The sequence below is a fragment of the Chryseobacterium sp. FP211-J200 genome (assembly GCF_001643375.1).
GTDB classification, from domain to species: Bacteria; Bacteroidota; Bacteroidia; order Flavobacteriales; family Weeksellaceae; genus Epilithonimonas; species Epilithonimonas ginsengisoli.
Genome location: NZ_LSHB01000056.1, coordinates 293,130 through 305,351, shown reverse-complemented (window position 1 = coordinate 305,351; position 12,222 = coordinate 293,130). Strand labels below are relative to the sequence as shown.

General features: G+C 34.9%; 8 protein-coding genes. 5 read left to right on the top strand and 3 right to left on the bottom strand.

The features are described 5' to 3' along the window. Positions 1-120 precede the first annotated feature (120 nt). Complete coding sequence (locus tag AXA65_RS16960; protein WP_063971230.1) at positions 121-687, top strand: hypothetical protein; 567 nt, start codon at positions 121-123, stop codon at positions 685-687. Between the two features lie 261 nt (positions 688-948). Continuing rightward, a complete protein-coding gene (locus AXA65_RS16955) occupies positions 949-2,289 on the top strand; it encodes a DUF2268 domain-containing putative Zn-dependent protease (protein ID WP_063971229.1) in 1,341 nt (446 codons plus the stop codon). A gap of 404 nt (positions 2,290-2,693) precedes the next feature. Here the strand turns inward: AXA65_RS16955 and AXA65_RS16950 are convergent, their stop codons facing one another. The 3 genes from AXA65_RS16950 to AXA65_RS19640 form a co-directional block, all read right to left on the bottom strand. Then, positions 2,694-3,788, bottom strand: coding sequence for a Fic family protein (locus tag AXA65_RS16950; protein ID WP_063971228.1), 1,095 nt, complete (start codon positions 3,786-3,788; stop codon positions 2,694-2,696). 356 nt (positions 3,789-4,144) lie between these two features. Then, positions 4,145-4,456: a DDE-type integrase/transposase/recombinase gene (locus tag AXA65_RS20600; protein ID WP_086048245.1), complete on the bottom strand. Its 312-nt coding sequence runs from the start codon at positions 4,454-4,456 to the stop codon at positions 4,145-4,147. Between the two features lie 9 nt (positions 4,457-4,465). Further along, entirely contained in the window at positions 4,466-4,705 is a 240-nt protein-coding gene (locus AXA65_RS19640; protein WP_317040365.1) for an IS3 family transposase, read from the bottom strand. An 882-nt stretch (positions 4,706-5,587) separates the two neighbouring features. Here AXA65_RS19640 and AXA65_RS16940 point away from each other — a divergent pair. The 3 genes from AXA65_RS16940 (at position 5,588) to AXA65_RS16930 (ending at position 12,213) form a co-directional block, all read left to right on the top strand. Next, positions 5,588-6,709 carry a DUF6377 domain-containing protein gene (locus tag AXA65_RS16940; RefSeq protein WP_131797843.1) on the top strand — a complete coding sequence of 374 codons (1,122 nt, stop codon included), beginning with the start codon at positions 5,588-5,590 and terminating at the stop codon, positions 6,707-6,709. 201 nt (positions 6,710-6,910) lie between these two features. Then, positions 6,911-9,397, top strand: coding sequence for a T9SS type A sorting domain-containing protein (locus AXA65_RS16935; protein ID WP_063971225.1), 2,487 nt, complete (start codon positions 6,911-6,913; stop codon positions 9,395-9,397). 20 nt (positions 9,398-9,417) lie between these two features. Further along, positions 9,418-12,213, top strand: a complete 2,796-nt coding sequence (locus AXA65_RS16930) for a SusC/RagA family TonB-linked outer membrane protein (protein WP_086048243.1) — start codon at positions 9,418-9,420, stop codon at positions 12,211-12,213. The last annotated feature ends 9 nt before the right edge of the window (positions 12,214-12,222 follow it).

Below are 12,222 nucleotides of genomic sequence, written 5' to 3'. Positions count from 1 at the left end.
GAAATTGCAGGCGGATTATTAAGTGACTTCCTAGATCCAACCTATGTTTCTCAGGACGAAGATGAACTCTGGAAAAGGAAGCGAAAATTAAGACGATAATCAAAAATTTAAAAAATAAATATGGAAAATGAAAATAAAGAATCTAAAAGTAACGGGATGGAACTTTTGGAAAATGTTGTAAAATCTAATGAAAGAAATATCGCTTCAAATTCGGAGAATAAGGAATCTAATGCTGAAGTTAAAGCCAATATCAAAGATCTGGTATTGGCAATTCGTCAACTGCAATTAGACTTTGAAGCCGTAAAAGAAATTCCTACCAAAATAGAAATAGTCCTTTCACAAGAAACCAGCGATTTTTATGAGGATTTTTATAAGAAAATGAAAATGAAGGAGAAGTGTAATTGGAGTGGATTAGGAGTTTTTATCTTAGGGATTTTCACTTTTATGATTTCCATAACTTTCGCAACCAATTGGTACAAAGAGAGCATTAAAGCAAAAAGTGAACTGCGGCAAGATATATTAAATGAGATTGCTGGTGAAGGAAAAAAAATCTACGATGAAAAGGAGATCAGAATATTGAACGAAAACACTCAAGTGATGCAATTTTGGATCAAGAATAATCCTAAAAAAGCAGAAGATTTTATTAGATTTAAAGATGGTTTTGAAGCGAGTAAGAAAAACAATTAGTAATTTTATTTATAAACTCTGTACTCATTTGCAATATATATCATTTACCAAAAGTCTCTTGCAATAGAAATATATTTGATCCGTAATAGGTGTTTGACAGAACTACAGAACACTATTTTGGTTTAATCATAACCATTTTTAAGATTGAAATAACTTTTAGCGACCCTCTTCATTATTAGATTATTTTGCAGATTTCAAAAATAAGCGATAACTAAATGTAACAGATTGGTATCCTCACTTGTTTCTATTGTAAAAAATCATATGAAAAAATTATTAATTCTTCTCTTAATTACGGTCTCGATTAACTATTTATTTACACAAGAAAAGAACTTTACTTTAAATGATCAAGTGATTCACTTTGATGGTGAAAAACAACTGAATCATAGTTTACATCTAAAAAAAGGGAAGACCTATTTGTTTAGTGTTTATCAAGAAAATATAGATGTTGAAATGATTTTGCAAAATATGAATAAGGAAAAAATCATTTCAACGGATCTAGCGGATGGAAGCAAAGGATTTGATAAATTAGAATACACTCCAAGTGAAGATAATAAATATGAGCTTGTGATCAAATCTGTTTCTCCCGAATTGGTTCCAAATGGAATAATTAAAATCAATGTAAAGCAAATGAGTAAAAAAGAAATTGAAAGAAAAAAAAGAATTGAAAAAGAGATGCGAGATGAAAATAACAAAATTATAACAACAATTGATATTCAACATTTTTGGAGTGCGTATGACAAGTTGAAAGATTGCAGATCCTATCAAGATAGTGTAAATGTAATTCAAGAAAACTATCTTGACCGTGCTACAAATGGATTAAAGGAATTTCAAAAGGTTAGATATTTCTCCGCAGAGTTTTTTGTTGAAAGAATTAAAAAATATAAAAATTTCTATAATAATAGCGTACGCACTAATACACTTCTTTTTTCTGAGACAGAAAATTTATCCAATATTATTTCTAAAGTCCGAGAATTGTATCCGAGTGGAAAACCAGCTAAAATTGCTTTTGTGGTAGGGCCAATGTCTACCGGAGGAACCATATCAAATAATTATTTGTTAATTGGGATCGAAATGATCGGTGGAGATAAAAATTGTGATGTCTCAGAGATAACAATTGAAAATTTAAAATCAGACATACTTTCTCGTGCTAACCAAACTGATGTTTTTAATTTTGTTGAAGAAATGGTTGCGCACGAGTATATTCATACACAACAGAAAAACATTAATATTAGTGCTTGCCAATGTCGTTTGCTGGAGCATATTTTAAAAGAGGGCATTGCCAGTTACATATCTGAAAAGTTGATAATGAAACGAAATGGGGAGGTTCAGAGCAGAGCGTCAATATATGCTAACGCAAATGAGAAAAAATTGTGGAATGACCTAAAAAAAGAATTATGTTCAAATGATTTTAGCAATTGGTTATATAACGGATCAACCAGTAAAGAACTTCATGGAGATCTAGGATACAGAATTGGATATAAGATTGCTGAATCCTTCTACGAAAATTCTGCGGATAAAAACGAAGCTGTAAAAGAACTGATTGAAATGGATAATCCGCTAATTTTTCTAGATAGAAGTAAATATGATTTAAAATTTAGATAGAAACTAATGTTTGAGAATTATGCTAAATATTGAGTTATAGTGCTTTTAACCAATGTATATTGTATAACAGAGAAGAGCATCTTAATCTAATATATAAAGCTATAAAAATAAAAGGCTCAACGAATTTCGTTGAGCCTTCCTATGAAAAAGTAATTATCCCGAATTACTTATATTTATTTGTTAATGAGTTTTTCTAATTTCTCAATCATCTCTTTTTGTTGTTGTATCATAAATAGCACCTAAACTAGCACCTAAAAATAAAAAGCCCTGTAAATCAATAATTTACAGAGCTTTAAGTGGAGTTGGAAGTTCCTATATAATTTGTGTAAATAGTTGATTAATAATATTTTATAATTAATTATTTTAATGTAATTTTTGAAAGGGGACGGTTTTAGGGATGGTTGTTAAAAGTTCAATAAATAATTTGTACTTCTTCCGCCAGAATCTGCTTTCAATAAAATACCTTTTTCCACCAAATCATTTATATCTCTCAAAGCCGTATCTGGAGAAGTTTTTGCAATCTTGGCATATTTTGATGAGGTTAAATTCCCTTCAAAGCCGTCGAGTAGTTTTGAAAGTAATAATCTTTGGCGCTTGTTTGTCACTTTAGAGGCGTTATTTACAAAGAACTGATGTTTCCGGACTACTTTGTCGATTATCAAATTTGAAGCAATAATTGCCCCCTTTAAACATTCGAGAAACCATTTTAGCCAATTGGTTATATCCAGATTTCCTTTCTGGGTTCTTTCCAGAATAGTGTAATAAGATTTTTTTTCAGCGTTGATTTGAGATGACATACTATAAAAACGCTGATTCACGCCATCCGATTTTGATAATTGCATATCGGTTATGGCTCTCGCAATTCTACCATTTCCGTCATCAAAAGGATGTATTGTGATAAACCGTAAGTGGGCAATAGCAGCTTTTAAAATCGAATCCAAAGAATTTTCCTGATTAAACCAGTTTATGAAATCCTGCATTTCTATTTCCATCCTATCTGGTTTTGGGGCTTCAAAATGAATATTCTCTCTACCCAATCCTCCAGAAACCACTTGCATATCTCCAGTCCGCCATTGGGCGACTTCAATTTTATACAGTCCGCTTCTTCCTGTCGGGAATAATGCACCGTGCCATCCAAATAATCGCTCGTCGCTTAATGATTTATCTGAATTTTGGGTTGCATCCAGCATCATTTCTACAACTCCGTCAATATTTCGGTTTGAATGCTCAATTCCAAGATTATCTAATCCCAGACGAACTGCTATTGATGAGCGTACTAAATCTGGATTCAAAACTTCGCCTTCGATTTCAGAAGTCTTTACGACGTCCTGTATAAGGGTTTCCAAGTTGGCTTCATCTTTTAGTTCAAAACCTAACAATTCCACTTTCCCCAATAATTTACCTTGCAGTTGTTTTACTTCTGCAAGTAGATTAAAGAGTTCATCTTGTTCCCAGTAAAATTGAATCCAATCTTGAATTTGGTGGATGTAAAGTGCCATTTTGAAAGTTTACGGTAAATATACAAATTATTCTCCGCATATTTTGCGGAGAATACAAATGTTTTTCTCCGCATTATTTATGAAATCGACTGAATGTGATTTTGATAGTCTTGGTTATTAGTGTATAAATCCTTTCCATTGCTTGGTGTATTTCATCCGCATTTGTATTTATACCTAATAAAAAAAGCGGTAAATTATTTTTAAGTTTTGCTTCTTTTCCAAGCATTTTTTCATTCCAAAAAATGTATTTCCAAATACAGCATGATCTCTAGTTTCATATTTATTTTGATAGACAAGTTAAGTTTTCAGAGTTTTAAAAAAACTCTCCGCTACAGCATTGTCATAGCAATTTCCTTTTACTCATCAATTTTTATTTCATTTAGGGTATTCGTGATGTGCTGCGCAATTCCACTCATACTTCGGGTAATGTTTTTCCCGACTATTGACGTAAATTCTGTGCACGCATAATGTATCCCTCTGTCCGAATGGAAAATTAAGCTATCATGATCCTGTAAAGGACGGTGAAGTCGTGCCATTTTCAAGACGGAAATACTAGTATCCTGAGCCTTCATCGTCTCACTCAATGACCAGCCTATAACTTTTCTGTCAAACAGATCAATGACCGTAGTGAGATACAGCCAACCCTGACCTGTACGGATATAGGTAATATCAGAGGCTCAGACCTCTTTGCTGTTTTTAACCTGAAAATTTTGATTCAGATAATTCTCTACAACAGGGTATCGGTGGGAAGAGTTGGTGGTTTTCTTAAATTTTTCCTTTACGATACTTTTCAGGTCACGTTCTCTCATCAGTTTGGCAACAAAAGGACGTGAGGCTCTCATTCCCTTTGCTTCTATTTCTCTGGTTATTCGCAGACTTCCATATCTGCCACGACTCCAATGATAGATACTGAAGATATCTGAAAATAAAATAGCTCTTCTTTATGATCGTTTGGTAGATTTTCCTTTCTTCCAATGAACTGTAATTTTTTCTGATCTTTTTCATACTCTTAAAGTTAAAGAGTATAAGAATTGTGTCCTAACAAAGTTAGCAACTCCATTCTTCTATACGTATTAAAAAACAGAACTTGTGAATATAAATGATTGAATTTTTACGATTAAATTCTTTGCCAGATTAAAAAATAATAATAAAGTCGAAATGATTATTAGAATTTATGACTGATTAATTCTGTGAAATATTTGGTTAAAATTTAATTCATATTTTCAAAAATATAGAATTTCAAATTTTTATTCGTTATTTGTAGTAATAATATAAATTATCAAAATAAAATGATTTTCTGTAAATCAAAAAAGTTTTTCTTATTTTTCGCAGTCTTAGTATTATGCGCTTCATGTCAAGATGATGAGCAGGTTAATAATCAAAGCTTAGAAATTAAGCAGCTTGATTCGCTAATTGCCAACAAGTTAGTTTATCGTCAAAATAGAGATCACTTTATTCTTGACTTGAAAGCTAAGCTTAAGCAAAATCATCTGGATTTAAAAAATAAATACATCATAAACGGAGAAATTGCAGATAATTATTTTGGATATCAAAGTGATTCGGTCATTACCTACCTTCAAAGAAATCTCGTGCTGGCAGATTCAGCCACTAATAAAAATTGGCGATATGAAACTCTGATTAAAAAAAGTAATTTGCTAAATTCCATCGGGCTTTTTACTGAATCGAAGATGATTCTTGACAGTATAAAAACGGATGTTCCCAAGGTTTTGCTTTTTTCCTATAACTCTACTTCGGAATCCCTCTATACAAATCTGTATGAATATAGTAAAAGCAATAAAATGTTTGCTGACGCATACAGAACAAAACTTATGGAGTATTATCATAAAGGGTTTGTTTCTTCTGAAGATCCCGTCTTCAGGAATCTTTTCCAGTACAATATTTGTAAAATGAACAACGAATGGGAAAAAGCAATACTCAATATCGATCAGTTTATAAACTCTGTCCCCGCCAAAACAAGGCTGAAAGCCATTGGATATTATTGTAAAGCTTTTGCAGAAGGCGAAATCGGGAATACGGAAAATCAAAAAAAATATCTTGCACTATCGGCAATTGAGGATATCGAATCTGCTACTACGGAAAACAGGTCACTTCAGGAGCTTGCATTCCTCCTTTATAAGGAAGGTGATTACAATACGGCTTACCGCTTTCTTGGATCTGCAATAGAAGATGCCAATTTCTATAACGCCCGTTTCAGAACTTTTCAGATCAGTAAAGTGCAGTCTATTATAGAAAAAGCATATATGCTCCAGATCAACAATACAAACAGAAAGCTGCGATTTTCTGTTTGGATGATCAGTATTATGCTGATTATTCTTGCTTTGGTGACCTACTTGGTGATCCGCCAGTTAAAGATAATTGTAAAATCCAGAAAAGAACTTAGGTCTGCCAATGAAAACCTCAGTGTTTTGAATTTGAAATTAGATGAGGCCAATCACATCAAGGAAGAGTATATTGGTTTTTTCATCAACCAGTGTTCAAATTATCTCGAAAAATTTGACCGTTATAAAAAACTGATCTCAAGAAGGCTATCTACAGGACAATTGGACAAACTTTCAGAAATGGTGAACAACAAAAAAAATGATGAGATGGACCTTGATGAGCTATATCAGAATTTTGATCGCGCTTTCCTCAGGATATATCCAAATTTTGTTGAGGAAGTAAACAAGTTACTAAAGGCAGAAGAACATTATCAAATGAAATTCGGGACCCTTCACACAGAGCTACGAATTTTTGCATTGATCAGATTAGGGATCAACGACTCCAATCAGATTTCAGATTTTTTAAGATATTCTGTAAGGACAATTTATAATTATAGGAGTAAAGTAAAAGCAAAATCTGTCATTGAAAATGATGATTTTGAAGCAGAAATCATGAGGATAGGCTCAATATCTTCTGCATAGCATTTACTTTTTATTAATATTGGGGTTTTGTTATGTAGTTGATTTACAGACCTAATATTTAATTTATCATTAAAAAACGTTTACCTAAAGCTTACAAAAACAATTTGTAAGCTTTTTTCATATCATAACCGAAATATATTAGCAACACAGAATTAACCTTCAGTTAAAGAATCGTTAATATTTTAAAATTATTACGTACATATGAAAAAGCACTATTTTTTTAAACTGATTTCGTCTATATTTTTTCTTCTTCTTCTAATAGGCAGCAATTTTTACAGCTGCCAGAATCCTTATAAAGCTCCATTATATTGGAATCCTTACGAATATCACATCACAAGAGAAATGTCTGGTGTGCAGGATAATTATCTGACGGAGCAGGCCTTGTCCGATAATATCAACTGGCTGGAGCAAAATCTAAAATCCTATGGATACACAATGGTCTGTATGGACGGTTGGGGAGATGTAAGTCAGATCAGTGGGAACGGTTACAGAAAAAGCCATTCCTCTAAATGGCAACACGACTATGCCTGGTGGTCGCAATATTTGCAAGGCAAAGGAATGACTTTGGGAATGTACGAAAATCCTCTTTGGCTACACGTAGATGCTAATGATACTACCAAAAAAATTGTCGGAACTAATATTAATGTATCATCTCTTTTGGATCCTGCAGAGGAAACTATGTGGTTCAAATGGGTACAGGTTGACAGGCCTGGTGCTGAAGAGTATGTAAAAGGCTATGTGAAATATTATGCCGATATGGGAATCAAATATCTGCGTGTAGATTTTCTCTCGTGGTTTGAGTCTGGATATGACAGAAACCTGGGAACAGTAGGCCCACAAAGAACAAAAGCTCAATATGAAAAAGCTTTAAGATGGATGCGTGAAGCCTGTGATGCAAACGGGGTATATTTGAGTTTAGTAATGCCAAATCTTTTTAATACAGCAGAATTAGAAAAACAATATGGTCATCTTTTTAGAATTAATGAAGATGCTGGCGAAGGTACTTGGTATAAATTTAGTGATAAAGACAGAGGTCATCGTTTTAATACTTGGTCACAATATGCCAATGCATTTGATGGATTTATCTATTGGTCTCAGGTAACGGGAAGTAATAAAGTTCAATTAGATGGAGACTTTCTTAGAATCAATACTTTTGCGAACGATACAGAGAAAAGAAGTGTGATCTCTCTCAATATCTTGGCAGGCGGTCCGGTTACTATTGCAGATCAATACAACACCATTGGCAACGATCTCTGGCTTTACCAAAATTCTGAATTGTTGGATCTGAATACTGCAAAATTTGTTGGAAAACCCCTTAGTAATGATCCTACAAATGCTAACAGCCAAACCTGGCGGGGACAGCTGAGCAACGGCGATTGGATCATTGGATTTTTTAATAGAGAAACAACACCTCAGGTTCGTTCTATGAACTTTCTCAACCAGCTGGGTTTAACCGGACAGGTGATGGTAAGAGATCTTTGGCAGCACGCCAATCTGGGGAAAATGAGCGACATCTCGGTTACAGTTCCGCCACACGGATGTATCATCCTCAAATTAATTAGGAATTCTACGGAAAGCTGCAATGGGCAGACCATTAATTTCCCAACAATTCCCAATAAGAATGCTAGTGATTCAGCTTTTAGTCCGACAGCGACATCATCTGTGGGTCAGGTTATAACCTATGAAGTTAATTCCGGACCGGCAAAAATTGTAAATAATCAAATTCAACTGACAGGTGTGAATGGGATCGTGTTTGTACAGGCAAAACAAAGCGGTGGAAGTGGTTATTGTGCCGCCATACCTCAACTCCAAAGTTTCAATGTAACAGGTGGTCATTACTCTCAAATGTACGTTGGAGGAAATTTTAACAACTGGAGTATGAAAGCTATGACAATGGAGAACAATGTTTGGAAGATCAAAGACCAAGTTCTTCTTGCAGGAAATTATGAATTGAAATTTGCAAATACGAATAATTTCAGCGGTCAGGATTGGGGCAATGCTTCCGGCTTATCAGGAACCGCACAATCTACTACCGGCGGAGGAGCTAATGTCAGCTTTACAATATCCACATCAGGAACTTACAATATAGAATTCAATGATATCACTTTGCAATATAATATCCAGTTCGCACCAGCTCATCAGCAGGATATGTATGTCGGAGGAACATTCAGCAATTGGGCTTTGCAACAGATGAGTCTTCAGAATGATATCTGGACAAAGAGTAATGTTTCTTTCTCTGCCGGAGATCAAGAACTGAAATTTGCCAATACATCTAACTGGACAGGTGACGATTGGGGTAATGCTAACGGAGCTACAGGTTTTGCACAACTTACAACAGGTGGTGCGCCTAATATCAAATTCAATTTAGCATCATCAGGCAATTATAACATTCTTTTCAATGATATGACTTTGGGTTATCAGGTTTATAACGTTTTGGCTGTAAGTGATATCAACAAAAAATCTTTATCAATCTATCCAAATCCTGCTGATAAAAATATATTCATCACCTCGGATAACGAACTCATCAGAAGCTACGAGATATATGATATGACAGGAAAATTGATAAAATCTCAAAAAACAGATGGTAAGCAATGTGAGATTAATGTTTCTCAAATGATAAAAGGAAATTATATCCTGAATGTAAATCTGGAGAACAGAATTGTAGGACAAAAAATTATTATTAAATAAAATAAAAAAACCAATTATAAATGAAACCTAAATTTTTGAGAAGCACCATTGCGATTGCAGCAGTCTATTTTTCAGGGAATTTGTATGCACAGCAAACCGCTGATACGTTACAAGGAGAACAGAAGATAGATGAGGTTGTTGTAATCGGTTATGGTAAGGCTAAAGTAAAAGACCTAACAGGATCAGTATCGGTAATTAATCTAGGAAAGGCAGAAAATCAACCTGTTGCAGATATCGGACAGGCGATTCAAGGCAGGGCTTCTGGTGTTACTGTCATTAACTCTGGTGAGCCGGGTAGCAACGTTACTTTCCGTATCCGTGGGACAGGAACAATCCAAAACAACAATCCATTGATCGTTGTCGACGGGATGCCACTGAATGGTGGACTCAACCAGATCAATATGAGTGATGTAGAATCTATTAACATTCTGAAAGATGCATCATCCACAGCCATCTATGGTTCCAGAGGAGCTAATGGTGTTGTGATTATTACAACAAAACGTGGAGCAAAAGGCGGAATCCTGAATTTTGATACCTTCACAGGAATCCAAAGTGTGAGCAATATGATAAAAGTTTTGGATGCATCGCAATATGCCCAGCTTAATAATGAGATGCTTACCAATGCAGGGATGTCAACCAATCCGGAATTTGCAAACCCTGCATCATTAGGAAAAGGTACAGATTGGGTAGATGCGCTTTTCAGCCCGGCTTTAATATCAAATTATTCTTTGTCATATGGAGACCGATCCGAGAAAAGTAACTTATATGTTTCTACAAGTTATTTCAATCAGAAAGGGGTGGTTCTCAATACAAATTATGACAGATATATTGTTCAGTTAAACGGAGATACCAAAATAAAACCTTTCTTGAAAATCGGGAACAGTGTGAAATTACAACACGATCTTAAAAGAAGCGGTTCTTATGATATCAAAGGAACAATACTTTCTTTACCAACCAGACCTATTTACGATGCAAATGGTGGATGGGCAGGCCCGGGAAGCAATCCTATGCTTTACGGCGATATAGATAACCCGATAGGGAAAGCAACCAATGTAGAAAACTCTACAAAAGGATACAACATTCAGGGAAATATCTATGCAGAAGCCGAAATTATCAAGGATTTGAAATTCAAATCTTTAGGTGGTATGGAAGCGAACCTTTGGTACACAAGAACTTGGTCTCCAAAATACCAATGGGGTGTAAAATCTCAGGAAAATTCTTATTTGTCAGAAGGTTCTAACAGAAGTATTACGCTTCTTTGGGATAATACTTTGACTTATGACAAAACTTTTGGTGAACATCACGTCAATGCAGTTGTAGGAAGCAGTGCCCAGAACAATCAGTATAACTATCTAAATGCATCGGTACAAAAATTCCCTAGCGAAAGTACACAGCAGATAGACAACGGTATTTTGCAACCAGTGCAACACGGAAACGCATCTGAGTGGGCAATTATGTCATACCTAGGACGTGTAAACTACAGTTTTGCAGATAAATATTATCTAACAGGAACTATCCGTAGAGATGGATCTTCAAGATTTGGAGTAGATAACAGATGGGGATGGTTTCCATCGGCAGCTTTGGCTTGGAGGATCTCAAATGAAAATTTCCTCAAGGATTCCAAAACAATCAACAACCTGAAACTTAGACTGGGTTACGGGATCACGGGTAATCAGGAGATCGGTAATTACTCCTTCTCATCGTCATACAATACGTATTTGTACAACTTCAATAACACTTATGTAAGTGCAGTTTTACCAACTGTTTTACCAAACCCGAATGTAAAATGGGAAGGACAGGAGCAGTATAATGCAGGTTTTGACCTAGATATGTTCAACAACAGAATTAGTTTGATTGTAGATGGATATATCAAAAACACAAATGATATGCTTGTGCCGATGTCGGTACCTGTAACATCTGGTTACTCTGATGTTTATGTTCCGTCTATCAACGCTGGTAAAATCCAGAACAAAGGGATTGAAGCCACTTTATCTACCAAAAATTTTGTTGGTGAAAACTTCAAATGGTCTACAGACGCTGTTTTTTCTTATAACAAAAATAATGTAGAAAGCATCAATAGTGAGACACCAATTATCACAGCAACTGGTGGGCTCAATAGCACCATTGGACAAATACAGAACGGTTATCCGGTTAATATTTTCTATGGTTATGTTACAGATGGAGTTTTCCAAAATCAGACAGAGGTTAATAACTACGCTGTTCAGATGCCGGGATCTAACCCTGCTACAAGCACGGCTCCTGGTGATATCAGGTTCAAAGATCTAAATAATGACGGGGTCATCAATGATAAAGACCGTACGATTATCGGAAACCCAAATCCAAAATTCACATTCTCACTTAACAATACATTTACTTACAAGAATTTTGATTTAACAATTTTCTTACAAGGTAGCTATGGTAATGATATCTTCAATGCCAACAGAATGTATACAGAGTCTATGTCTGTAATTAATAATCAAAACGCATCTGTACTAGGAAGATGGACAGGTGAGGGTACTAGCAACGATATGCCAAGAGCAATCTACGGAGATCCAAACCAAAACTCCAGAGTTAGTGACAGATTTATAGAAGATGGATCATATATCAAGATCAAAAACATCAACCTGAGCTACACACTTCCTAAAGGTGCTTTTGGAGAAAACTTCAGTTTAATCAAAGTATTTGTTTCTGCACAGAATCTTGTGACGTGGACCAAATATTCAGGCTTCGATCCAGAAGTACCTATTAATGGTATAGACAACGGAACTTACCCTATTACAAGAACTGTTTCTTTAGGACTTAATGTAGGATTTTAAAAAATTAAA